At 39.0% G+C, this 24640-nt stretch carries 21 protein-coding genes and 1 riboswitch; of the genes, 3 read left to right on the top strand and 18 right to left on the bottom strand.

Annotated features, from left to right (window positions below; all coding sequences use genetic code 11):
• Window positions 1–2: 2 nt before the first annotated feature.
• From EV282_RS06740 to gpr, 10 genes are all read right to left on the bottom strand, one after another.
• On the bottom strand, window positions 3–755 hold the full coding sequence (locus EV282_RS06740) for a 16S rRNA (uracil(1498)-N(3))-methyltransferase (RefSeq protein WP_130294841.1): 753 nt from the start codon (window positions 753–755) through the stop codon (window positions 3–5).
• An 18-nt stretch (window positions 756–773) separates the two neighbouring features.
• Window positions 774–1715, bottom strand: a complete 942-nt coding sequence (gene prmA, locus EV282_RS06735) for a 50S ribosomal protein L11 methyltransferase (RefSeq protein ID WP_130294839.1) — start codon at window positions 1713–1715, stop codon at window positions 774–776.
• 37 nt (window positions 1716–1752) lie between these two features.
• Window positions 1753–2865, bottom strand: coding sequence for a molecular chaperone DnaJ (gene dnaJ / locus EV282_RS06730; protein WP_077359107.1), 1113 nt, complete (start codon window positions 2863–2865; stop codon window positions 1753–1755).
• 393 nt (window positions 2866–3258) lie between these two features.
• Window positions 3259–5082, bottom strand: coding sequence for a molecular chaperone DnaK (gene dnaK / locus EV282_RS06725; RefSeq protein WP_130294837.1), 1824 nt, complete (start codon window positions 5080–5082; stop codon window positions 3259–3261).
• A 29-nt stretch (window positions 5083–5111) separates the two neighbouring features.
• Window positions 5112–5693 carry a nucleotide exchange factor GrpE gene (grpE, locus tag EV282_RS06720; RefSeq protein ID WP_130294835.1) on the bottom strand — a complete coding sequence of 194 codons (582 nt, stop codon included), beginning with the start codon at window positions 5691–5693 and terminating at the stop codon, window positions 5112–5114.
• Window positions 5694–5715: 22 nt separating this feature from the next.
• Window positions 5716–6741: a heat-inducible transcriptional repressor HrcA gene (hrcA, locus tag EV282_RS06715; protein WP_130294833.1), complete on the bottom strand. Its 1026-nt coding sequence runs from the start codon at window positions 6739–6741 to the stop codon at window positions 5716–5718.
• A gap of 80 nt (window positions 6742–6821) precedes the next feature.
• Complete coding sequence (gene hemW, locus EV282_RS06710) at window positions 6822–7967, bottom strand: radical SAM family heme chaperone HemW (protein WP_130294831.1); 1146 nt, start codon at window positions 7965–7967, stop codon at window positions 6822–6824.
• Window positions 7968–8035: 68 nt separating this feature from the next.
• Window positions 8036–9874: a translation elongation factor 4 gene (lepA, locus tag EV282_RS06705; RefSeq protein ID WP_264191137.1), complete on the bottom strand. Its 1839-nt coding sequence runs from the start codon at window positions 9872–9874 to the stop codon at window positions 8036–8038.
• 138 nt (window positions 9875–10012) lie between these two features.
• Window positions 10013–10360, bottom strand: a complete 348-nt coding sequence (locus tag EV282_RS06700) for a DUF3679 domain-containing protein (RefSeq protein ID WP_130294827.1) — start codon at window positions 10358–10360, stop codon at window positions 10013–10015.
• A gap of 156 nt (window positions 10361–10516) precedes the next feature.
• Window positions 10517–11626, bottom strand: a complete 1110-nt coding sequence (gene gpr / locus EV282_RS06695; protein WP_130294825.1) for a GPR endopeptidase — start codon at window positions 11624–11626, stop codon at window positions 10517–10519.
• A 159-nt stretch (window positions 11627–11785) separates the two neighbouring features.
• On the opposite strand from gpr, the gene rpsT reads away from it, so the two are divergent.
• On the top strand, window positions 11786–12052 hold the full coding sequence (gene rpsT, locus EV282_RS06690) for a 30S ribosomal protein S20 (protein ID WP_130294823.1): 267 nt from the start codon (window positions 11786–11788) through the stop codon (window positions 12050–12052).
• A 299-nt stretch (window positions 12053–12351) separates the two neighbouring features.
• Here the strand turns inward: rpsT and holA are convergent, their stop codons facing one another.
• Complete coding sequence (gene holA, locus EV282_RS06685; protein WP_165389385.1) at window positions 12352–13395, bottom strand: DNA polymerase III subunit delta; 1044 nt, start codon at window positions 13393–13395, stop codon at window positions 12352–12354.
• A gap of 283 nt (window positions 13396–13678) precedes the next feature.
• On the opposite strand from holA, the gene EV282_RS06680 reads away from it, so the two are divergent.
• Window positions 13679–13810, top strand: a complete 132-nt coding sequence (locus EV282_RS06680; RefSeq protein ID WP_077359116.1) for a YqzM family protein — start codon at window positions 13679–13681, stop codon at window positions 13808–13810.
• A 330-nt stretch (window positions 13811–14140) separates the two neighbouring features.
• Here the strand turns inward: EV282_RS06680 and EV282_RS06675 are convergent, their stop codons facing one another.
• The 3 genes from EV282_RS06675 to EV282_RS06665 all read right to left on the bottom strand — a co-directional run bounded on the left by EV282_RS06675 (window position 14141) and on the right by EV282_RS06665 (window position 17582).
• Complete coding sequence (locus tag EV282_RS06675) at window positions 14141–16366, bottom strand: DNA internalization-related competence protein ComEC/Rec2 (RefSeq protein WP_165389384.1); 2226 nt, start codon at window positions 16364–16366, stop codon at window positions 14141–14143.
• Between the two features lie 66 nt (window positions 16367–16432).
• Window positions 16433–16888 (bottom strand): ComE operon protein 2, encoded by a 456-nt coding sequence (locus tag EV282_RS06670; protein ID WP_066291133.1) that lies wholly within the window; start codon window positions 16886–16888, stop codon window positions 16433–16435.
• Between the two features lie 67 nt (window positions 16889–16955).
• The gene (locus EV282_RS06665; RefSeq protein ID WP_130294817.1) at window positions 16956–17582 is read right to left on the bottom strand and encodes a helix-hairpin-helix domain-containing protein; all 627 of its coding nucleotides are present in this window, start codon (window positions 17580–17582) and stop codon (window positions 16956–16958) included.
• A gap of 97 nt (window positions 17583–17679) precedes the next feature.
• Here EV282_RS06665 and comER point away from each other — a divergent pair, with 97 nt between their 5' ends.
• Window positions 17680–18516, top strand: a complete 837-nt coding sequence (comER, locus tag EV282_RS06660; protein ID WP_130294815.1) for a late competence protein ComER — start codon at window positions 17680–17682, stop codon at window positions 18514–18516.
• A 62-nt stretch (window positions 18517–18578) separates the two neighbouring features.
• Here the strand turns inward: comER and EV282_RS06655 are convergent, their stop codons facing one another.
• The 4 genes from EV282_RS06655 to EV282_RS06640 all read right to left on the bottom strand — a co-directional run bounded on the left by EV282_RS06655 (window position 18579) and on the right by EV282_RS06640 (window position 24599).
• The gene (locus tag EV282_RS06655) at window positions 18579–19631 is read right to left on the bottom strand and encodes a ribonucleotide-diphosphate reductase subunit beta (RefSeq protein WP_242611840.1); all 1053 of its coding nucleotides are present in this window, start codon (window positions 19629–19631) and stop codon (window positions 18579–18581) included.
• Complete coding sequence (locus tag EV282_RS06650) at window positions 19621–21843, bottom strand: ribonucleoside-diphosphate reductase subunit alpha (protein WP_130294813.1); 2223 nt, start codon at window positions 21841–21843, stop codon at window positions 19621–19623. Before EV282_RS06650 ends, EV282_RS06655 begins: the two co-directional genes overlap by 11 nt.
• 290 nt (window positions 21844–22133) lie before the next feature.
• Window positions 22134–22334: riboswitch (cobalamin riboswitch) on the bottom strand.
• Window positions 22335–22391: 57 nt separating this feature from the next.
• Window positions 22392–23177 (bottom strand): 3-hydroxybutyrate dehydrogenase, encoded by a 786-nt coding sequence (locus EV282_RS06645; protein ID WP_130294811.1) that lies wholly within the window; start codon window positions 23175–23177, stop codon window positions 22392–22394.
• Between the two features lie 27 nt (window positions 23178–23204).
• Complete coding sequence (locus tag EV282_RS06640; RefSeq protein WP_130294809.1) at window positions 23205–24599, bottom strand: GntP family permease; 1395 nt, start codon at window positions 24597–24599, stop codon at window positions 23205–23207.
• Between the last annotated feature and the right edge of the window lie 41 nt (window positions 24600–24640).

The following is a 24640-nucleotide window of genomic DNA, read 5'->3' as shown; positions in this document are numbered from 1 at the left end:
CGTCACCCCTTTAATTCAAAATGATAAGAAATAGCAGATAAAATATATAATGGGGCTGTTTCGGTCCTTAAAATTCTTGGACCCAGTCCGCATAATTCGAATCCATGTTCTTGAAGGACCATCGCTTCTTTTTCGCTTATCCCGCCTTCTGGACCTATAACACAAAGAAGATTATCACCTTTCTCAATCTTCTTTAAAGCGGAAGAAAAACGGCTGTATTCATACTGTTTAGCTTCCTCTTCATATGCAACGATTTTTATATTATACTGTTCAGCCAATTTTAGCAAATCAGAAAAAGACCCAGGGTTCAATATCTCTGGAATTTTGCTCCTGTGGGATTGTTCAGCTGCTTCTTTAGCGATTTTTTCTAGACGTTCCTTCTTTTTAACCGCTTTTTTTTCGTCCCATTTCACAACTGAACGGTCAGCAGAAAAAGGAAAGAAAGTTGATGCCCCAAGCTCTGTCCCTTTTTGAACGATGTATTCAAGCTTATCTGCTTTCGGAAGCCCTTGTGCAATGGTAACGGAAACCGGCATCTCAGAATCTGATTCCAGTTCATTTAAAACATGCGCTTCTACAACGTTTCCGCCAAGGTCAATTATTTCACAGACTGCTGACCTGCCATTGTTGTCACAGCATATAATGTTGTCTCCCGGCTGCATTCTCATAACCTTAGAAATATGTTTCGCATCTTCATCCTTTACGAAAATACGGTCACTTTCCCAGCTTGCAGCGGGAACAAAATACCTTTGCATTTCGAGCACTTCCTATTCTTATTTCTGATTTTGAGCGACGATCGCCACCCAATCTTCCATCTCTAAGATTTCAACAATTCGGAACCCTTGCTGTTCTAGCTTCGCTTTAACATCACGCTTCTTGCCTTGAATGATGCCTGAAGTAATGAAATAGCCACCTGGTTTTAAAACTTTGGCAGCATCATCAACGAATAAGAGAATAATTTCTGCAAGAAGATTGCCGACAATAAGATCAACAGGACCTGATATACCTTTCAGTAGATCATTTTGATCAACATGAACTTTATTATGCACTTTATTCAGCTTTACATTTAATCGGGCACTGTTTACTGCCACTTCATCCAGATCGTAAGCATCAACCTTGTCTGCACCGAGCATTGCAGATGCAATACTTAATACTCCAGATCCGGTTCCTACGTCGATTACCGAATCGTCTTCTTGTATATATTTTTCGATTGCTTGCAGACTCATGACAGTAGTGGGATGAGTCCCCGTTCCAAACGCCATTCCTGGATCCAATTCAATAATTAACTCGTCAGAATGGACAGGTACGTACTCCTCCCAAGTCGGAGTAATCGTAATCCTCTTAGATATCTTGACTGGCTTATAATATTTTTTCCAAGCAGTCGCCCATTCTTCTTCGTTCACTTCAGATATTGAAATGGTATTCGCACCAATATCGATATCGTATTTCACTAGGTTTGTAATGGCCTGCTTAATCTCTTCAACGGTTTCTCCTAAAAAACTATTTACAGGAAGGTATGCTTTTAAAATGACACCTTCAGAAGGATAGTCAGAAGGATTAAGCTGATAGATTTCACCAAATACGGATTGGCGCTCTTTTGAGAGGTCATCCACATCCTCGATCACAACTCCGCTTGCTCCTGCTTCATGCAAAATATTTGATACTGGTTCAACAGCTTCCTGAGTAGTGTGGATGCTAATCTCTGACCATTTCATCATATCAACTCCGTTTTTAAGATTAAGAAGGTTTCTTTTACTCACCTTTAAAAGCACGTTTTACTTTATCAAAAAATCCATCTTGCTGTTCATCTGGCAGACTGCCGCTTATTTCAGAGAAATCTCGAAGCAGCTGCTTTTGTTTTTCTGTTAAATTTTTAGGCGTAACAACTTTCACTTGAATATGCTGATCTCCCTGACCGCGTCCATGAACATTCTTCACGCCTTTTCCTCTCAGCCTAAAGTGTGTTCCAGTTTGAGTACCTGCAGGAATCTTCAGCTTAACTTTCCCGTACAGAGTAGGCACTTCTATTTCATCACCTAGTGCAGCCTGAACAAATGTTAAAGGCATCTCACAATAGATATCGTCTCCATCGCGCTCGAAAAATTCGTGATCAGCCACTTGGAAAACAACATAAAGGTCACCAGCTGGACCGCCGTTCACTCCTGGTTCACCATGTCCTGACATACGGATCTGCTGACCATTATCTACACCTGCAGGAACTTTTACGGAAAGTTTTTTATTCTTGCGTACTTTACCAGCTCCGTGGCATGTATTACATTTTTCCTTAATAATTTTCCCTTTACCACTGCAATGATTACATACTCTTCTATTAACGATGCGTCCAAATGGAGTGTTTTGCTCAACATTCAGCTGGCCGCTGCCATTACAATGTGAACATGTTTCTGGTTTAGTGCCTGCTTTAGCTCCTGAACCATGACATGTACCGCATGTTTCTTCAGTTGGAATCTGAATCTCAGTTTCCTTGCCAAACACAGCTTCTTCAAATGAAAGACGAAGACCATATTGCAGGTCGTTTCCTTGCCGCGGTGCGTTTGGATTACGTCTTCCGCCGCCACCGCCAAAGAACATATCAAAAATATCGCCAAATCCTTCAAAGCCAGCTCCCGCTCCGCCGAAACCTTGATTAGGGTCAGTATGCCCAAATTGGTCGTAGTGTGCTTTTTTCTGTGGATCACTTAGCGTTTCATATGCTTCTTTTACTTCTTTAAATTTTGTTTCCGCATCTGCCTCTTTGTTCACATCAGGGTGATACTGTCTAGCAAGCTTACGGTATGCTTTTTTCACCTCGTCATTGGAGGCGTTCTTATCTAATCCAAGTACTTCGTAATAATCTCTTTTACTCATAATAGGACACTCCCGAATTCTCACATAAAAATTATCTTACCATTGAATACCACCTGACTCAAGACGAAACTGCAAACAACAGCGAGTCGTGAGCCTGTAAAAACCTTTGCTTTTAAAAAGGATCTTCGCTAAAAGGTTGTTGCTTTTAACTCTTTTCTCTTCAGTGACTAGTTGATTGGAGTGCAAGGTGCGAGACTCCTGCGGGATCAGCGGGACAGGTGAGACTCCTAATGGTGCAAAGCGCCAAGGAGGCTCACCGCACGCCCCGCGGAAAGCGAGCATCCTGGAACGGAAATCAACCACTTCCAAAAGCATCAAAGCTTTGCAAAAAAACCTTTTATGAAAAAAAGTCAAAGTCAAGATATCCTGACTTTGACTTTTTATTGCTAGTTCTTATTTTTTATCGTCGTTTACTTCTTCATAATCAGCATCTACGATATTATCATCAGCTTTGCCTTCTGCATCGCCTTGTTGAGCTTGTGCTTGTTGTGCCGCTTGCTCATAAAGTTTAACAGATAGCTGCTGTACAATTTCGCTTAATGCTTCTTTTTCTTTCTTGATCTCTTCGATGTCATTGCCTTCAAGTGCTTTCTTCAAGCTCTCTTTTGCTTCTTCTGCTTTTTTAACTTCAGCTTCATCTACTTTGCCTTCAAGGTCTTTCAATGTTTTATCAACTGTGAATACAAGCTGATCTGCTTCGTTTCTTGTGTCAATCTCTTCACGTTTCTTCTTGTCAGCTTCAGCATTTTCCTCAGCGTCTTTCACCATGCGTTCGATCTCATCATCAGAAAGTCCAGTAGAAGACTTAATCGTGATGGATTGCTCTTTGTTCGTACCAAGATCTTTCGCACGAACATTGACGATACCATTCGCATCGATATCGAAGCTAACTTCGATTTGAGGAACTCCACGTGGTGCTGGAGGAATCTCAGATAATTGGAATCTTCCAAGAGTCTTGTTGTGTGCTGCCATCTCACGCTCACCTTGCAGAACATGGATGTCTACAGATGTCTGGTTATCAGCAGCTGTTGAAAACACTTGTGATTTTGACGTTGGAATCGTTGTGTTTCTGTCGATCAATCTTGTGAATACGCCACCCATCGTTTCGATACCAAGTGAAAGAGGTGTAACGTCAAGAAGAACAACATCTTTTACATCTCCAGCTAGAACCCCACCTTGAATCGCAGCTCCAAGCGCTACTACTTCATCAGGGTTAACTCCTTTATGAGGCTCTTTACCCGTAAACTTCTTGATGGCTTCTTGAACTGCAGGGATACGAGTTGATCCACCAACAAGAATAACCTTATCGATGTCAGATGGTGACATTCCAGCATCGTTTAATGCTTGGCGTGTAGGTCCCATCGTACGTTCAACTAGATCAGAAGATAAGTCTTCAAATTTAGCACGGGATAAGTTTAACTCTAAGTGCTTCGGTCCTGATGCATCCGCTGTAATAAACGGTAAAGAAATTTGTGTAGAAGTTACTCCAGAAAGATCTTTCTTCGCTTTTTCAGCTGCATCTTTTAAACGCTGAAGAGCCATTTTATCTTTAGAAAGGTCAATGCCGTTCTCTTTCTTAAATTCACTTACTAAGTAATCGATAATTACTTGGTCAAAATCATCTCCACCAAGTTTATTATCACCAGAAGTTGCCTTAACTTCGAAGAAACCGTCTCCTAGTTCAAGGATTGATACGTCGAACGTACCTCCCCCAAGGTCGAATACTAGAATCGTTTGATCTTCATCTTTTTCAAGACCATAAGCCAGAGCTGCTGCCGTAGGCTCGTTAACAATACGCTCAACTTGTAGACCAGCAATCTGTCCAGCATCTTTAGTAGCTTGGCGCTGTGCATCGTTGAAATAAGCTGGTACAGTAATTACAGCTCTTTCAACTTTTTCTCCAAGATAATCTTCAGCATGAGATTTTAGCTTCTGTAAGATAATCGCTGAAATCTCTTGAGGAGTATAGTCTTTTCCTTCTACTGTTTCTTTATGGTCAGTACCCATATAACGCTTGATGGACATGATTGTGTTTGGGTTTGTAACAGCTTGACGCTTCGCTACTTCTCCAACTGAACGGTCTCCATCTTTAAAAGCTACAACAGATGGCGTTGTACGGTTACCTTCCGGGTTAGGAATTACTACCGCTTCTCCACCTTCCATAACAGCCACACAAGAGTTTGTTGTACCTAAGTCAATACCGATGATTTTACTCATGTTTTTCCCTCCATAATAATATGTAGTTTTTATGCGTTTACTTTTACCATAGCAGGACGTATGACACGATCCTTTAACATATAGCCTTTTTGTAATTCTTCGATAACAGTGTTTGAATCGTACTCTGCATCTTCCACTTGCATTACAGCCTGGTGCATATTTGGATCAAACTTTTCGCCAACTGATGGTACTTCTGTAAGACCTTCTTGCTTTAATGCATCAGCTAACTGGCGATACACCATTTCCATTCCTTGGATCAAGGTCTTGGCTTGTTCGTTCGTAGCTTCAGTCTTCAAAGCACGCTCAAAGTTATCTAGAGCAGGTAATAATTGTTCGAGGAGACTTTGAGATTTATATTTTAGGCTTGCTGCCTGTTCTTCTCTTGTACGGCGGCGGAAATTATCATAATCCGCTTGCAGGCGAAGGTTCTTTTGGCTTACTTCTTCGAGCTTCGATTCAAGCTCCTGAATTCGCTGCTGCTCTTCTGTTAGTGTTTCTTCAACAGATTCTTCAGAATCGTTATCTTCTTGAACCTCTTCAACTGCAGGATCAACCGTTTCTTCATTCAAATCAGTCTCTGTTTGATTCTGTGTTGTTTCTTCTTTGTTCATGCTTTCACCTCCCTAAAATACATTACTTAGAAAAATCATTTAATCGATTCGTCATTTCTCTTGACAAGGAATCAAGTAAAGATATTACTTTCCTGTATTCCATTCTTGTCGGTCCGATTAAAGAAATCGTACCGATATGTTTGCCATGCATCGTGTAAGAAGCATTAATGACACTGCAATTCTTCATCGCTTCATGTTCGTTCTCAGTTCCTATTTTTACCGTTACACCTTTTTCAGTGGAAGAAACAAGTTTTTCCATCAAGTCTCGTGTTTCCAAAAAGTCTAACAGCGGTCGTACCTTATCCAGATCTCTGAATTCTGGCTGTGAGAGCATATTTGTTTTCCCGCCGTAAAACAGCTTTTCCTTTTTGCTCCATAGGAGAAGCTGATCCAGGAAAACGCCCATATTTTGATAATCCTTCATATGCTTCTTAAATACAGCGGACAGTTCCATCTGAATTCTGCTGTTCAGCTCTATTAATCGTGCACCTGCAAGTCTTTCGTTCAGGATATTAACGAGCTTCTCCAAATCAGACGGCTCGATAGAATTCGGCAACACAATCTGTCTGTTTTCAACATGACCCGTGTTCGTTACAAATATCGCAACTGCCATCTGTGATGACAAAGGAATGATCTGCATGTGCCGAAGCTTCATATCAAGCGCGTTCGGACCAAGAACAACAGAAGTATAGTTTGTTAGATCTGATAAGATTTTGGCTGATTGATCAAATAAAACTTCAGCTTCTTGGACTTTTTCAGTAGATAAAAGTTCCGTTCTGTCCATTTCGTTCGGTGAAACAGACAGGGAAGGCAGCAGATGATCGACATAGAATCGATAGCCTTTTTCAGAAGGAATTCTTCCAGAAGAAGTATGGGTTTTCTCTAAGAATCCAAGATCCTCAAGGTCTGCCAGTTCATTGCGAATCGTGGCAGGACTGTAGGTAATGTCTTCTCTTTTAGAGATTGTACGGGAACCTACAGGCTCAACATGCTTAATGTAATCATCTATTAAAACACGTAAGATATAGAGTTGGCGTTCCGATAACATCCCATCACCCCGTTTGTTAGCACTCATTAGAAGCGAGTGCTAAATCTATAATATAAGTTACCAAAAGGTAGTCTTCGTTGTCAATCTAAAACTACACCAATAAATTCTTGGAATACTTCGTTTCCGAGAGGTCTTCCATCTTTTGTGAGGAACAGTCTTCCATCATGAGTTTTAAGCCAGCCTTTTTGTATCAATCTTTGAATGGGTTCTCCATATACATCAAACATCGAGCGGCCGTACCGATTAATAAAATCTTGATCTGAAACACCTTCTTGTTTACGAAGGCCCATAAACATTTCTTCTTCCATCTTTTCTGTAACCGGAACCGGATGCTCTTCTATATAAGGAAAGCCATGCTCCTCTATTAAGTTCATATATTGTTTTAGAGGACCTGCGTTTCTTCTTCTAGTACCTTCAACATAACTGTGAGCACCTGCTCCAATCCCAAAATATTCGTTATTGTTCCAGTATTGGAGATTATGCTTGCTTTCAAACCCTGGAATAGCAAAGTTACTGATCTCATATTGACGGTAACCCTTTTTATCCAAAGCTTCGATTAAATAATCATACATCGCCGCTTCAAGCTCATGTTCAGGAAGGATCAATTCCCCTTTTTGAGCAAGGTTATAAAATACAGTCTTCTTTTCAATCTGCAATGAATAGGACGAAATGTGAGGAACATCCAGAGCAAGAGCCTGTTCTACAGATTCCTTAAACATCTCCATCGTCTGGCCGGGTAAACCAAACATTAAATCGATGGACATGTTATCAATGCCTGCTTTTTTAGCTTCTGAAACGGTCCGATAAACATCCTCTTTATCATGTGTTCTTCCAAGTTTTTTTAATAAGGATGATTGAAAAGCCTGCACACCGATACTCAGTCTGTTAACGCCATTCTTTTTTAACACTTCTATTTTTTCATTTGTTGTTTGTTCAGGATTTGCTTCTACGGTGAACTCTTGAAGATTTTCACTTGAAAAAGCCGAACTAACATTCTGTAAAAAAGTATCCAGCTGGCTTTCACTCAAAGATGTAGGAGTGCCTCCTCCAACAAAAATGGTTTCCATGCTATAGTTCGGAAAACGAGCCGTCGTGTTGAGCATTTCTTTTTTCATCGAAAGGATATATTCATCAACAGGCTGCTGGTGAATGAAAATTTTATTAAAATCACAATAGTTACAGATCTGAACACAAAACGGAATGTGAAGATAAACAGCTTTAAGCATCCTATCACCGCCTTTTCTCAAAAAATGAGGAAAGACCGCAGAATTGCCTTTGCGGTCTTTTACTGCTTTTATTTGTTGTTATTATTCGTGTCATCCATACGAAGCACGGCCATGAAAGCTTCTTGAGGAACATCTACACGGCCGATCGTCTTCATACGCTTCTTACCTTCTTTTTGCTTATCAAGCAACTTACGTTTACGGGAGATATCTCCGCCATAACATTTTGCCAGTACGTTTTTACGTAACGCTTTAATGTTAGATCGGGCCACGATCTTTTGACCGATAGCTGCCTGAATCGGCACCTCGAACTGCTGTCTGGGAATAAGCTCTTTTAGCTTTTCAACGACTACTTTACCACGCTCGTATGCAAAGTCTTTATGAACGATTACAGATAAAGCATCAATTTTCTCGGCATTCAGGAGTATTTCCATCTTAACCAGTTTTGAAGGTTTATAACCAATCAGTTCATAGTCAAGTGATGCATATCCTTTTGTACTGGATTTTAGCTGATCAAAGAAATCGTAAACGATCTCAGATAGCGGAATCTCATACAGCACGTTAACACGATTGTTCTCTAAATAATCCATTGTCAGGAAAATACCGCGCTTCTTTTGACAGATTTCCATAATCGCGCCCACGTAATCATTCGGTGTCATAATAGAAGCTTTTACATAAGGTTCTTCAACAACACTGATCTTCTGCGCTTCTGGCATGTTAGCCGGATTATCCACAATGATCTTCTCACCGTCAGTCATCGTAACATTATAGATAACACTCGGTGCAGTAGCGATAAGGTCAATGTTAAATTCACGTTCAATACGTTCTTGGATAATCTCCATGTGGAGCAATCCAAGGAATCCGCAGCGGAAACCAAACCCAAGTGCCTGAGATGTTTCCGGCTCATACTGAAGTGCCGAATCGTTCAGAACAAGTCGTTCTAACGCTTCGCGCAGATCATTGTACTTTGCGGTATCTACTGGGTAAAGACCGCAGTACACCATCGGATTCATCTTTCTGTATCCTGGCAGCGGTTCTGATGCTCCTTTAACAGCGCTAGTAATGGTATCACCGACTTGTGTATCACCAACATTTTTAATCGATGCAGTCAAATAACCTACATCACCGACTGTTAAAAAGTCTTTTTGAACGGCTTTTGGTGTAAATACTCCGAGTTCAAGAACCTCAAACTCTTTGCCAGTAGCCATCATCTTAATTTTATCACCGATTTTCACCGTTCCTTCGGCTACACGGATATACGTTACTACGCCTCGGTAAGGATCATATAAAGAGTCAAAAATCAACGCTTTAAGAGGTCCTTCAGGATCTCCTTGTGGAGCCGGTACCTTTTCAACAATCTGCTCTAAGATATCTTGAATACCTATCCCTGCTTTTGCAGAAGCAAGCACAGCTTCTGAAGCATCAAGGCCGATCACATCTTCAATTTCCTGACGAACTCGCTCTGGTTCTGCACTTGGCAAATCGATTTTATTGATGACTGGCAGAATCTCAAGGTCGTTTTCAAGAGCTAAATAAACGTTTGCCAGCGTTTGGGCTTCGATTCCCTGAGCTGCATCAACAATCAATAGAGCTCCTTCACAAGCAGCTAAGCTTCTAGATACCTCATATGTAAAATCTACATGTCCAGGCGTATCAATAAGGTGGAAGATATATACTTCTCCATCTTTTGCTTTATATTGAAGCTGTACAGCATTTAATTTGATCGTAATTCCACGTTCACGTTCCAGATCCATAGAATCCAGCAGCTGTTCTTTCATCTCTCGCTGAGTCAATGCACTTGTTTCTTCTAAAATACGGTCAGCTAAAGTGGATTTCCCATGATCGATATGTGCGATAATGGAAAAATTCCGTATTCTAGATTGTCTTTTTAATTTTTCTTCTCTATTCATTATACGTTCACTCCTACAATTTTAGGAAAAGTCACTAGCTTTGATTATAGCAATACAAGATACCTCTTTCAATCACAACCTGTAAAAATAGGGATCTGAACAAAAAAGAACCTTTAAAGATCTGCCCTTTAAAGGTTCTTATGGAGAAAATACATCAAGCATCTCTTGAATGATAATTCCCAGCACTGAAATCATGACACTGAAAGCAGATGAGATCCAAGAAGTGAGCTTTTGTCCAAAAGCAGAAAAAACATTAAACGAATCAATCTTATTTAACGTCTCCTGTTTCGCTTTTATATCATGACTGGATGTTTTTTCAAGACCGTTATCATCTAAATTTAAGCTGTCGTTCATTGATTCTATGCTCTCTTTATTAGAAGCACCTTTTAGTTCATTCATCTCAAAATGTGCCTTTTGAATACCAAATAGAACACCGAATAAAAGTAGAGCTGTAATTCCAAAACACTTTAACATAAATTTCGTCATTGGTTTTCCTCCTTGTTTACGAGGATGTACGATTCAAATTTATGCAGTAGCTTGTCCAAACATGACTGGTTATTTTAACTTTGTTGTTATTAGCAGTGGTTGATTCCCACTGCAATCATCTTTTTGATGAAGGTCTCAGAAAATAACTAGCTATTTTTAATGTGTGTACGAAGAAGTGTTTCCTTGGTCTATCTGGCCATGAAGTGCAGTATTTAGACCATTGGCCAAAACGTTCGCCATATCTTCAATAAAGACATCAACTTCTTTTGGGGTTACCATCAGATTATGCCCGATCGGCGCCAATACCTCGCGTATTAATCTAAGCTTTTCATCATCCTCCAAAACTCCCACAATACCTAAAAATGATTTTCTGTGTTCATCTAACGGCATATCATCATCTGTTAATACCTTTTTTTCTCCAAATGTCATTCCAGCTGGAAGAAGGGACTTAGAGGGCTTGTCTTTTTCATTCATTTCCCGGCCGAAGTGCTTTAAAATAAAATCGATTGTGTCACTTGTAATAGTGGCCGCATCAACAACAGTAGGAATTCCAATTGAAATAACAGGGATACCGAGTGTTTCTTTACTTAATTCCTTACGCTTGTTTCCGACTCCGGAACCTGGGTGTATACCAGTATTCGATACTTGAATCGTTGCATTCACTCTTTCGATCGACCGGGAAGCTAATGCGTCAATTGCAATTACAAAGTCTGGATTCACCCTTTTTACTATCCCGTCAATGATATCGCTAGTTTCAATTCCCGTGATTCCCATAACACCTGGGGAGATTGCACAGACTGGTCTGAAACCTTCTTCAACATTTTCAGGTGCCAGCTCGAAAAGGTGCTTAGTAATCGTTAAGTTTTCTACAACGAGAGGTCCAAGTGAATCAGGCGTCACATTCCAGTTTCCTAACCCCACAACTAAACACGTATCGTCCTGTTTCACGCCTTCTTCTTTTAAAAATTTATTAAAATCCCTCGCGAATACTTCTTGTACTCTTTCTTGGAGCTTTGAATCTTTTTCACGTATCCCCTGAACTTCAAAGGTTACATACAGTCCTGCTTTTTTACCGGTAACCTCAGCACCCTTTTCGTCGATCTCTACCCTTACGCATTTAATGCCATCTTCATCTCTTTCATTTATAATGACACCTTCAATAGTGCTTTTATTTATAACTTCATCTTCTTTTAACAGCATATCGTGAGCTTCAATGGCTAAATCAGTTCGAACCGAATATGCTTGAAGATCTAAATCTTTACCCATAATCTGCCACCATCCTTTAAGAAGTATTTTTGCCGCAACTGTTCCTTTTCATTCTTGTATTGCATTTAAATCACGATTTTGATAGAATACTTTGTGTCCTATTTTTTGCAACGGATAGCAATTTTGTTGCATCATGGTTCATTTAGGGAGGTGAATGGATTGGCTAATATTAAATCAGCGATTAAACGTGTAAAAACAAACGAAAAGCGTCGTGCTCACAACGCTTCACTAAAGTCTGGCATGCGTACTGCGATCAAAAACTTTGAAACTCTTGCAGCTTCAAACAATGCAGAAGGTGCTCAAGCGGCATTTGTTACTGCTTCTAAGAAGATTGACAAAGCAGCAAACAAAGGACTTATCCACAAAAATGCAGCTTCTCGCCAAAAGTCTCGTCTAGCGAAGGCTTTAAACGGTGTTAACGCATAAATTTAAGGATGAAACCTGAAAAACGGCCTTACACCAATAGGTCGTTTTTTTATTTTCTTTTAATCATTAAAAATAGAATCAAACCAGCTCGATAAAGAGCTGGTTTGATTCTTTTTTTGCATACACACATGTAAGAATTGGAGCTGAAGGGTACTTACTCCAGCGGAACGAGTGGACAGATAAGATCCCTTAAGGCGCGTAGCGGCAGAGGACTCACCGCCCGCCCCGGGAAAAGGAAGTACCCTGTAGCGGATATTCCACATTCAACATTATTATTGATGGACTTTTTCAGTGTTCTTTTAAACGAGGGAGCTGTTTTTTTGAGCTTGTGAGAGTTTGATAATCTCCATTTCTAACAGCAATGTCTTATCCATTTGACCTGTTTTCATCTTATAATCGGTTTCCGCAAAATCATCCAGGCAATTCCTTAAAAAGCTTTCATCAAATTGACCGGCATGCTTAGCTGCTAATTTTACTGCGTATGGATGCAATTTGAGCGCAGAAGCAATCTGCTTCTCTCCATATCCCTTTTTTTGAAGTTCTTTCACTCCATTTATGATGCGGAACTGACGTGTAATGAGAGCATGTATTTGAATTGGTTCCTGATTTTGTTTCATCAGATCATAAAAACTTCTTAACGCTTGCTCTGTACGTTTATGTACAACGTGATCCACGAGTCCAAAAACATCGTCTTCTAAAGTTCTGGCAACTAGCTCATCCACAGTATCTTTTGAAATCGTTCCGTTCTCCCCGACAAACAATGCCATTTTTTCGATTTCTTTTGCTAATACAGACATTTTTGTGCCTAATCTAGAGAGAAGAAGTTCAATTGCATCCGTTTCAATAGATACTTTCAAGGATTGCGCTTCCTTAAAGAGCCACTTTTCTGCCGTCTCATTGCTTAACTGGGAGACTTGAATGATTTCAGCCTGTGATTTTAATTGTTTGACTATCTTTTTTCGTTCATCAAGTTTCTCAAAAGGAACAACGATTACAAGCGTTGTGTATTCTGCTGGATTTTGTATGTATTGTTCAAACACTTTGATATCATGTTCGATCTTGGCTTTATCTTTAGCCGCTGTAAGAAAAGCAGCATTTTTCATGACAACAATCCGGCGGTCACCTATAAAAGGCATCGTTTCGGCATCTTCCATAACTTCCTGAACCGAAATTTCATCCAGGTTATGTATACTTAGATTGAAGTCTCTTTCATCAGGAGCTAACAAGGAAGAAATCGTTTTTATGGCTTCCTCCGCTAAGTAAAGTTCAGTTCCCCATATTAAGTAAATTGGAGATGTGTTTTTATTCTTTATGTTTTTTTTCAATGCGTCGACTGTAAGCACCTTTTTCACCCCCCTTTAATCCTATGGTGAATAGAAGCGTTTTGCAAGCAAAAGAAGGAACAGAGCAAGAGCCCGTTCCTTCATTTATGATAAACACTAACACATGAACTGTAACAGCTCTCGTGTCAGCTTTAATTAGGATATCCTATGCTGAAAATTTTTATGGGTGACAACGAATAGCAACTCTGGTAAGTTTTTGATAAAAGCGTGAAAGAAAGCATTTTCAGTATGGATTTTTTGAAAATGATAACGTATACTAAGGATGGATTAGGAGGGTTGTCACATGAACCATTTCGAAAAAGATGTACAGAGCAAGCGTAACGACCTAATTGATTCCGGAGTTGGCTTTGTTGTATCATTTGGATTCTTTACAGTTATATTTGCCATCGGGGTCATTCTTAAAGCTATTGCATAATACATAAAAAAGAGCCGGATACTCGTATTCGGCTCTTTTTTATTGGTCCATTTCTATAACATTGTTGCTGTGCTTCTGAACATTTATAGTTGAGTACGCTTCTTTGACAAGTTGATTGGAGAGCAAGGTGCGAGACTCCTCGAAAATGAAAATCACATTTTCTTCGTGCGATGCAACGCTGTCGAAGCCTTTCCTTGTCCTGCGGGATCAGCGGGACAGGTAAGACTCCTAATGGTGCAAAGCGCCGAGGAGGCTCACCGCACGCCCCGGGGAAAGCGAGCACCTGGATCAACAACACCTAATAGCCACATTATTTACGAAAATAGCCTTTTATTTAACTGATTTTATCTTTAAATCTCCTTTGGTCGCTTCGAAAATAATATCTCCATTTTCATCTGTCCTGTAAATAGTCACTTTTTGCTCTTTTAATCTATTCATTACTTCTTTTGCAGGATGTCCATAAATGTTATTTTTCCCAGAGCTTATAATTGCAAATCGAGGCTCTGTAAGCTCCAAAAACTGGTTTGTTGTAGAAGTAGCGCTTCCATGATGTGCAATTTTCAATACATCTGCCTTTAGCCGCGAAAAATGATTAATGATTTCGTGTTCTGCTTCCTTTTCTATGTCACCTGTTAATAAAAATGAGGTCTTGTAAAGCTTTACCCAGAGAACAACAGATCTATTATTCGCAGAAGAGTTTTTTTCGCTAGGATGAAGAACTACAAATTGAGAATTACCAATACCCCACTGCATCCCCTTTCTCAAATAGCTCATCTGAATCCTATTTTGTTTCGCCGATTCAATAATTTCTATTTCGAGTTCGCCAAGATTTTTATTCTCAGGAAGATATAGGTTTCCAACCGGAAAATTTTTTAATATGAATTCCGTTCCGCCAGCATGATCCATATCAGCATGACTTAAAATTAAACCATCTAACCTTCTGATTCCTCTTCCTTTTAAAAAGGGGAGAACGATTTTTTTTGTCACATCATATTCTTCATCAGCTACTTCCCATTCTTCTTTGTCAAAAGCGATTGTTCCTCCAGTATCAATTAGATACACCGCCTTCCGAAAAGGAAGTTCTATTAGAATACTGTCACCTTGACCTACATTTATAAAAGAAACCTTAGCAGAAGGATTCAAATATGGAAAACAGGCTTGGAGCATTATGACAATAATTAAGGGTATGCAGAAGCGAAGTTGAAAGCGATCTTTTCTTTCCCATTCATAAAATACGTAGAGTATGGCTAAAAAATAAAATAAAAAAAGCCATGAAGACGGACGTCCTAAAAGAAGGGTTCCGTTGATTCCCTGCACCATTTCTAAAATGGAAACAGACCCTTCAAAAAGAAATTGAACAGGAATTTTCAGTACATACAGAAAACTAGGAATGAAATGAGCGACAGCTGCTACAACAATAGCAACAGGAAATAAAACAAGTGATACAAAAGGAATATACACGATGTTTATCGGAAGTGACCAAATTGAGAATTCAAAAAAATGATACAAAATGATAGGGAATGAAAATAAAGAACATATAAAAGAAGTGATTAAGAGCAGTTGAGTGTTTGATGTGGTTTTATACAAAGAAATTGACGTTATCAGAACGAAGGTCATTAAGAAGGAAAGCTGAAAACCAAGATCAAAAGCATACAGAGGGTTCCACAGGAGCATCGTGATACAAACAATTGACAAAAGTACTACCGGACTAATCTTTTTTTGAAAAACTATGAAACATAACGCAATCATCCCCATAATTCCTGCCCGGACTATTGAGCTTTCTCCACCAGTTAATATAATGTAAACAGGCAGAAAAATCGCTATTAATACATAAGCGAGTTCTTTTACCATTCCTAGTCTAACGAACAATAAATATAAGAAATAAGAAACGATACCGACGTTAAAGCCTGAAACAGCTAAAAGGTGTGTCAATCCTAATTTCTGATAGGATTCCAGTGTCTCCGTTTCAATCTTCTCACGGTATCCAAAAACAAGAGCATTCATCAATCCTGCAGTATTTTTAGTAAAATGAGCTTCTAATTGTTTTATACTTTTACTTCTCCATATTTTTATACTGGAAATTAAACTTTTCTTATTGTCTTTGACACAACTGCCGGTATCAACTTGAGAAGGTTCAAGAATCCAATGAATGTTTTTGTTATGCAGAAATTCACGGTAGTTCATACCATAATAATGAGATCGTGGTTCAGGTTCTTTAAGTGTTCCATTAAGAAAGCAATATGTGCCGATTTCAAGGTTTTTCAAAGACCGTTTTTCAGCGGCTGAGTTCATTTTATATCGGACAACAAGAATTTCTCGTGAGGTTTTATATTGAAAAGAGATCACTTTGCCATTTATCTTTGGGATTGTTTCAATTGCACCTTGAAAATCGGTCATATGCGGAGGAAATATGGAGGTGTTTTTTTGTTCATACCATTGAGTATAAAGAAAGAAAAGCGGAAGAATCATGAGAACAACAATGGTTTTTCTTTTAAACTGAAAGATGATTACGATAACCAGGAAAGTAATTAGAACGATCCCAGTTACCGATATCATTTTTGAAGTCCATACACCTATCAAAGCAAAGAGCGCACTAAGAACAGCTAGCCTATGATTCATTAATCAGCTTGGTATAAAAGCTGATGGAGGGATAGTCATTTCAACTTTCTCAACAGTCACTCCTGCTTCCTTAAATTGTTCAATACTATATGGATGATTTTTGTAATCTTCACCATAATAAATTTTCTTTATGCCGCTTTGAATAATTGATCTGCAGCAATGCAGACAAGGAAAATGTGTTACATACATTTCAGCGCCATCCGTCGGAACACCGAACTTGGCACATTGGAGAAGAGCATTCATTTCAGCATGAATGGTTCTTACACAATGGCCATCAATGACATAACATCCTTCATCTATACAATGAACGCCGCCAGATATTGAACCGTTATAACCTCCTGCGATAATCCGTTTATCTCTTACAATCGTCGCACCTACAGCTAAGCGGGTACACGTACTGCGCAACGCAAGCAGCTGGCTTTGCGCCATAAAATATTCATTCCAGGAAATACGTTTCAATTCCTATCCCTCCTTATCCTATAATGTATAGTGTAGACTCAGCAAAAAAGCGGGTCAATAAAAACCCTTATTGGAATTTAATTTTATCTTTCCATTCTTCAATCGTTTTCTCACCAATTCCCCGAACTTCTAAAAGCTGATCAATGGTTTTGAACGGTCCAAATTCCTCACGGTAGGAAATGATACTTTGAGCTTTAGAGGGACCGACACCACTAAGGGTCTGCAGTTCAGATAGATCAGCAGAATTAATATTTATCAAATCATCTTTATCATTTCCCTTATCAGATGATAAAGGATGAACTTCTTCCCCTTTAGCTGCAACATATATAATCATTTCATCCACAATTTTCTCAGCCTGATTTACTGATCGCGCTTCTGCTTCTTCTAAAAAACCACCAGCTTTTCTAATAACGTCAATCACGCGATTACCATTATTCATTTCATACACTCCAGGTCTATGAACACTTCCCTGAACATCGACCATGATTTGACTTGAGAGAACAGATTCCTCCTCATTTTTTTCAGTTTTTGAGTCAATCGTTTCAGTTTCATTTTTTATCACAGGCATTTGTCCGGGTGAAATCACAGTATCAGGCTGACTGTTAATATTTTTGTAAATGAACAAACCTAAAAAAATGAAAAGTAAAAAAACCGCACCGAGCACCAAGTTAATATGTTTTTTCAGCTGAATCACAATTGTTCACCCCTTTTTATATGAATGCGGAATGTTACAAAATCATAAACAAAACATTGAGCGCATAGATTTTAAGGTAGAGGAAGGAGGTTAAGGTATGAAGATCGGAATTATCGGAACCGGGAATATGGGAAGCGTCCTCGTTGCTTCTTTCATAGAATCTTCAGCCATTTCCCCATCACGGTTAATGGTTACTAACCGCACCCTGTCCAAAGCGGAAAGGCTGCAGCACGCCTATCCAAAGATTAAGATAGGGAATACACCAGAAGAAGTATTTCGGTTCGCTGATATCGTATTTATTTGTGTTAAGCCTCATGAATTTTATTCTTTGCTTTCAACTAATAAAAACTATATTTCTAAACATCAGCTGCTCGTATCTATTACAAGTCCTATTTCATGTGAACAGCTTGAAGACCTTCTTGACTGCAATATAGCGAGAGCCATTCCCAGCATTAATAATCGAGCATTATCTGGATCTTCACTTATTTCGTTTGGAAGCCGCTGCCACCCTGACTACAAAGAAAAGTTGATTGCTCTAATGTCTTTCATTTCAACCCCTTTATTGATCGATGAGAACATCACAAGGGTCTCTTCTGATATTGCAAGCTGCGGTCCTGCCTTTATCGGCTACGTGCTGCAATGTTTTGTTAACAGCGCGGTTGATCAAACCGACATAACGAAGGCACAAGCAACTCAGCTAGCCAGTGACATGATTATCGGGATGGGTAAATTACTTGAAAAAGAAGTCTATACGCTGCCTGCGCTTATACAAAAAGTTTGTGTTAAAGGTGGTATTACTGGAGAAGGAATTAAGATCTTAAGCAGTGAAATGGATGAAGTCTTTGATAAAGTCATACAGCGGACACATGAAAAATATCACGAAGAATGTGAAAAAGTTAATCAGCAATTTGAGGTGAAGGAAGAATTAAAGTAATTTCTTTTGCAGTTCATTATAAAAGAGTTTAAAGAAAAAAGCCGGAATGAATATCCGGCTTTTTATAATTCGTCAAATCCATTATCGTCAGAAACCTTAGTGTATTGTCTCGATTTCTGTTCAAAAAAATCACTTTTTCCTGAATTAACATCTGAATATGCTTTTATCCAAGGAAGGGGGTTTTTCTTGTATTCAGGATATAATTTTTCAAATCCCAATTCGTTTAATCTTTTATTTGCCATAAACTTGATATAGTCTTCCAAGTCTGTGTTATTAATCCCTTCAAATGAATCTCCTATAATGTATTTACTCCATTTGATTTCCAGGTCTGCGGCCATTTTGAACGTTTTCTTTACAAATTGATGCAGTTCGTCATTATTAAGTTCTGGAAAATCTTGCAGAACAGCTTTGAATATTTTACAAAACAAGTAAACGTGCAGTTGTTCATCTCTGTTTATATAATTGATCATCGTTGAAGTGGATACCATCTTTTGATTTCTTGCTAAGTTATAAAAGAAACTGAACCCTGAATAAAAATTTAATCCTTCTAAGATCACATCATAAATAATAGACCTGATGAAAGTTTCTGGGTTAGGGTTCTTTATAAATTCTTCATAGCCCATTGCAATAAAATCATTTCTTTCACGTAATACTTCATCTGTTTTCCAATATTCAAAGATTTCATCCTGTTTCCACTTGGGTACAAGTGATGATAAAACGTAAGAATACGATTGATTATGTACAACCTCTTGAAAGGAGAGGGTTGCCATAAGCGCTGAAAGGCTCGAGTCTGTTAAATATGCTGAAACTCTGCTTGAATAGTCAGTTTGTACACTGTCCAAAAAAGCAAGAAGCCCGATTATTTTATTGAATGTATCCTTCTCTTTCTCAGAAAGATTAACATATTGCTTACTATCACTGGACATATTGATCTCGAATGGCGTCCAAAAATTTGACAGCATGTTTTTATATAAAGGATACGCCCACGGAAAACGGACGTCATCCCAATTCAAGATGTTGGAGCTAAGTCCATTAATAACACTTGTAGAAGCATTTGGCGCACTTGTATCATATATTTTTCTTTCTTGTAATTCTATGTTCGCTTTAACTTTCACAGCTTTCACACCCTTCAAGTTCGATTGACGTCGATCTTGTGTAATACGTTGTTTTAAGTCCTTTTTCAAAACTAAGCAGATGAAGGTCCAGCAGTTCTTTCGCTTTTATGTTGTGAGTTACATAAAGGTTAAATGATATAGACTGATCCACATGTCTCTGTCTAGCTGCATTCTGTACAATACTCCATCTTTGATCAATATGAAAAGCTGATTTATAAAACCATGCAGTCTCTACGTTCAAGTCTGGAGCAGTTACAGGTATTTTATAATTTTTCTTTTCTTCCGAATAAAACTTTTTAAAGATCGGATCTACACTTGGCGTTGAATTAGCGATGATTGAGGTTGATGAATTAGGTGCAACCGCAATAAGGTAGCCATTCCGTACCCCTTGGCTTCTTACTTTTTCTCTTAAATCACACCATTCTTCAGCTTCGTAATTTCTTTTTGCAAAATAATCTCCAGAATGCCAATCCGAGCCTGCAAAAGCAGGATATTTACCTTTTTCTTTTGCCAGATCGCTGCTCGCACTAATAACGTAATAATTAATCTTTTCATAGAGTTTGTCTGCAAAGGAGACGGCTTCTTCACTTTCCCATTTGATCCCCTCTTTTGCGAGAAGATGATGCCAGCCAAACGTTCCAACTCCTATAGCTCTATATTTTTTATTTGTAAGAACTGCCTGTGGAACATCTATAGAATTAAGGTCAATAACGTTATCAAGCATTCTGACTTGTATATCTACCACTCTTTTCAAAACATTATCTCCAACTACTTTTGCTAGAGAAAGAGATGATAGATTACAGACAACATAGTCTCCCGGAGTTTTTCGAATGAGGATCTCTCCATCTTTCGTTTCTTCTGAGTGGACTATAGTTGCTGACATGTTCTGCATAATTTCCGTACATAGATTAGATGCATAAACCATGCCTTTATGCGGATTGGGATTAAGTCTGTTAACAGTATCCCGATAGAACATAAATGGTGTGCCTGTTTCAAGCTGAGACTTCATTATTCTTTTCATTACTTCTATTGCGGGAACACACTTTTTTGATATTCTTTCATCGTTTATGCACTCCGTATATCTTTCTCTAAAACTGCCATTTCCTTTTTGCTCATCATAAGAATCTTCAAGTGAATAGCCTTTAAAACGTCTTACTTCATGCGGGTCGAATAAATACCAGTCAGCACGCTTTTCCACTTTTTCCATAAATAAATCCGGAATACAGACTCCTGTAAAAAGATCGTGCGTTCTCATTCTTTCATCGCCATTGTTTAATTTTGCATCTAAAAACTCTAAAATATCTTTATGCCACACGTCCAGATAAACTGCAATTGCCCCTTGCCTTTGTCCAAGCTGATCTACAGACACTGCTGTATTGTTCAGTTGTTTCATCCATGGAATCACTCCGGAAGAGTTGCCTTTAAACCCTCTGATATCAGAACCTCTTGACCGGATTTTACCAAGATAAATCCCAAGTCCTCCTCCTCCTTTTGATACAGTTGCCGCATCTGTATTTGAATCAAAAATACCTCGAAGACTATCGTCGATTGTATCAATGAAACAAGAACTAAGCTGACCATAACTTTTACCTGCATTCGCTAGAGTTGGAGTAGCAACTGTCATGTACTGATTTGAAAGTGCCCAATATGCTTCTTTTACAAGCTCCATCCGATGTTTGCGATCTTCATCTTTCATTAAGAATAGAGCTATCACCATCCAGCGTTCTTGCGGCAGTTCATATAACTCATGGTTGAATCCTTTAGCGAGATACCTGTCAGCAAGTGTCTTTAACCCGATATATGTAAAAAGTTCGTCTTTTTCAGGAACAATACAACTTTCGGCTTCTTTAATTTCTTGAGCACTATAAGAAGAGAGCAGTTCTGTATTATATATTTTTAGTTTAACTAAATGCTCAATAAGTCCATATAAATTAGAATATGGCTTCTCGCCAAATCCCTTATTTGATTGCACTTCTTCATATAGCTGTTTCAAATAGAGGCGTGCGGCTACAAAAGTCCACTGCGGCTCTTCCATACTTAAACAATTTAAAGCCTCCATGATCAACTGCCTGAATAGCGCAGAACGATCGTTATTTTTCAATTCTAATTCTTCAGCTCTTGTTAAAAAGAGTCCTCCCTGAAGTTCAGGAAATGATGCAACACAATCTTGAAGCCATTCCCCGAGAGAAGATTTTGCTGCTGTATTTTCCATGTTAAATCCACTCCTTAGTATAATAATTAGACTATTTTCGTAAACTTTGTTGCTCTTGTAAGTAGTTGATTTCCGTTCCAGGAAGCTCGGGCTTGCAGTGAGTCCCCTCGCCGCTTTTCGCTCCAAACAACTTTTCAGTGAAGGAAAATTACTTAAAAGCAACAATCTTTTAGAAAAGAGCCAATAATAAAAACCCCTCTTCTTCAGGAAGAGGGGTATAGAACGTATAGAAAACTTACAAGACCATTGCTTGAGTCAAATACCGTTCTTTCTCCCAATCCCCGAGGAAAAGAAAACAAGAGATCCAGGCAGGTCTACTGGCTTATGCTTCATCCTACTTTGGGCCTTCCCATACAGCAGCCATTTTCATAGCTAATCTGTACAGTGGCAGTTCCATTTCGTCCACAATTACAGTTGCGGGGACAGCTTCGGTCTTCCACCGAATTCCCTTTTAAGCCGGAAAAATCCGGCACCTGAAATCTCCATATATAGGTTTGTGATATTAACTTTGACACCAAATATAGTATTTGTCAATGAAAAAGTATTTTTTATTGAGCTACATAGCCTCCATCAATTACAACCGCTTGCCCAGTAACGCCTTTCGCTTTTTCACTTGAGAGAAAAAGCGTATAATCAGCAATTTCCTGAACATCTAATAAGCGTTTCTGAGGAACTAAAGGATAGATAACTTCTTCTAAAACTTTTTCAAGTTCTACTTTACGTGTTTTTGCAAGATCTTCAAGCTGGCCTCTTACAAGTGGAGTATCTACATATCCAGGACAAACAGCATTTACCGTTATGCCGTATTCAGCCCCTTCTAAAGCAGCTACTTTCGTTAAACCGATCACACCGTGTTTAGCACTATTGTATGCGGCTTTGCCTGCGAAGCCAACGAGTCCATTTATCGATGCCATATTAATAATACGCCCGAACCCTTGTTTTTTCATGATTGGAAATACATGCTTCGTTGCCATAAAAGGAGCTGTAAGCATCACACTTAACAGCTGCTGAAATTTTTCAGTAGGAAACTCCTCTAGCGGTGATACATATTGCAGTCCAGCATTATTGATCAATACATCAATCCGTTTATAGTGCTGAAGAGCTTCATCGAGTGCACCCTTCAAATTATCTTCTTCTGTTACATTGCAGCCCAAGCCTAAAGAATCAAACCCCTTATTTTTCAGTTCATCTGCAGAAGCCATTGCTTTTTCAGCATTCAGATCACTAATTACTACCTTTGCTCCGTTCATTGCAAATGATTTAGCTAACTCAAGTCCGATTCCGCTTGCTGCACCAGTAATAAAAACAACTTTATCCTGTACGAACGATTCCACAGATATCCGCCCCTTAACTAAAATGACTTATACAATCCCGAACATATAGTACAGTCCGATGATAACAAATACAGCTGCTGTTTTAATAAGAGTCATTGCAAAGATGTCGATATAAGCCTGCTTATGAGTTAAACCAGTTACCGCTAAAAGTGTAATTACTGCTCCATTGTGAGGCAATGTGTCCATGCCCCCACTCGCCATGGAAGCAACACGGTGAAGAACTTCTGTATCAATTCCAAGTTTATTTGCTTGTTCGATATAGGTTTCACTCATCGTGGCAAGCGCAATACTCATACCGCCTGAAGCTGAACCTGTAATACCTGCTAACGTAGTGGTTGTAACAGCTTCGTTAACTAATGGATCTTTGATCGTATTTGACATCGCATTATTTACACCCGCAAAACCTGGAAGTGCTGCAATTACACCACCAAATCCATATTCCGATGCTGTGTTAAGAGTAGCGAGCAATGCACCGCCTATGGATAAATTGATTCCTTTATTAATGTTGCTTTTGATTCTTTTAAAAGAGAATAGCAATACAGTAATAATCCCAATGACTAGAGCTCCTTCAACAGCCCATACCGCTGCAAGTGCTGGAATTTGGATCTCCGGAACATTTTTCATCCCAATTGCTGAGAAATCAAATGTCTTGCCATAATATTTGGGAATAAGAACCGTAAACCACTTATTAAAAACACCTACTAATATAAGCGGTAAGATCGCGATAAAAGCATTTGGAAGCTTCTCAGATTCGAGTTTTTCAGGTTCATTGCTATGGCCAGTACCATAACCTTCACCTTTAGCTGCTGCTTGCCTTCTTCTCCATTCTAAGTAAATCATCCCAAGGGCAAAAACGAACAAACCGCCGATAAAACCTAACCAAGGTGCAGCCCACGTCGTTGTTCCAAAGAATGATGTCGGAATAATATTTTGAATCTGCGGGCTTCCAGGAAAAGCATCCATCGTAAATGTAAAGGCACCAAGGGCGATTGTTCCAGGAATAAGCCTCTTTGGTATATCTGCAAGCTTAAATAGTTCGGCTGCAAATGGATAAAGTGCAAATGCCACAACGAAAAGTGATACACCGCCGTAAGTAAGAATAGCTCCGACAAGTACAATTGCCAGCATGGCACGAGATGGTCCGATTAGTTTGATTACAAACTGAGTAATTGATTTGGCAAACCCAGACATCTCAACAACTTTACCAAATATTGCTCCCAGCAAGAAGACCGGAAAGTATAACTTAATAAAACCGACCATTTTCTCCATAAATACACCCGAGAAAAACGGCAGTACATGGGCCGGCTCTGTAAGTAAAACAGCAAACAAGGCAGCAATCGGAGCGAATAAGATGACACTAAAACCACGATAAGCTACAAACATCAAGAAAAATAATGATAATAAAATTATAATAATGTCCAATTTTCTTCCCCCATTTCTAAAATAAAAGTTCTTAAATTTTA

Source organism: Fictibacillus sp. BK138 (assembly GCF_004216955.1).
Lineage (GTDB): Bacteria > Bacillota > Bacilli > Bacillales > Fictibacillaceae > Fictibacillus.
This window is presented reverse-complemented; position numbering and strand designations above follow the sequence as displayed.

Excerpts from the sequence above, each read along its gene's own strand:
- EV282_RS06740 (WP_130294841.1), bottom strand. The coding sequence starts at position 755 with ATGCAAAGGTATTTTGTTCCCGCTGCAAGCTGGGAAAGTGACCGTATT.
- prmA (WP_130294839.1), bottom strand. The coding sequence starts at position 1,715 with ATGAAATGGTCAGAGATTAGCATCCACACTACTCAGGAAGCTGTTGAA.
- dnaJ (WP_077359107.1), bottom strand. The coding sequence starts at position 2,865 with ATGAGTAAAAGAGATTATTACGAAGTACTTGGATTAGATAAGAACGCC.
- dnaK (WP_130294837.1), bottom strand. The coding sequence starts at position 5,082 with ATGAGTAAAATCATCGGTATTGACTTAGGTACAACAAACTCTTGTGTG.
- grpE (WP_130294835.1), bottom strand. The coding sequence starts at position 5,693 with ATGAACAAAGAAGAAACAACACAGAATCAAACAGAGACTGATTTGAAT.
- hrcA (WP_130294833.1), bottom strand. The coding sequence starts at position 6,741 with ATGTTATCGGAACGCCAACTCTATATCTTACGTGTTTTAATAGATGAT.
- hemW (WP_130294831.1), bottom strand. The coding sequence starts at position 7,967 with ATGCTTAAAGCTGTTTATCTTCACATTCCGTTTTGTGTTCAGATCTGT.
- lepA (WP_264191137.1), bottom strand. The coding sequence starts at position 9,874 with ATGAATAGAGAAGAAAAATTAAAAAGACAATCTAGAATACGGAATTTT.
- EV282_RS06700 (WP_130294827.1), bottom strand. The coding sequence starts at position 10,360 with ATGACGAAATTTATGTTAAAGTGTTTTGGAATTACAGCTCTACTTTTA.
- gpr (WP_130294825.1), bottom strand. The coding sequence starts at position 11,626 with ATGGGTAAAGATTTAGATCTTCAAGCATATTCGGTTCGAACTGATTTA.
- EV282_RS06680 (WP_077359116.1), top strand. The coding sequence starts at position 13,679 with ATGAACCATTTCGAAAAAGATGTACAGAGCAAGCGTAACGACCTAATT.
- EV282_RS06675 (WP_165389384.1), bottom strand. The coding sequence starts at position 16,366 with ATGATATCGGTAACTGGGATCGTTCTAATTACTTTCCTGGTTATCGTA.
- comER (WP_130294815.1), top strand. The coding sequence starts at position 17,680 with ATGAAGATCGGAATTATCGGAACCGGGAATATGGGAAGCGTCCTCGTT.
- EV282_RS06650 (WP_130294813.1), bottom strand. The coding sequence starts at position 21,843 with ATGGAAAATACAGCAGCAAAATCTTCTCTCGGGGAATGGCTTCAAGAT.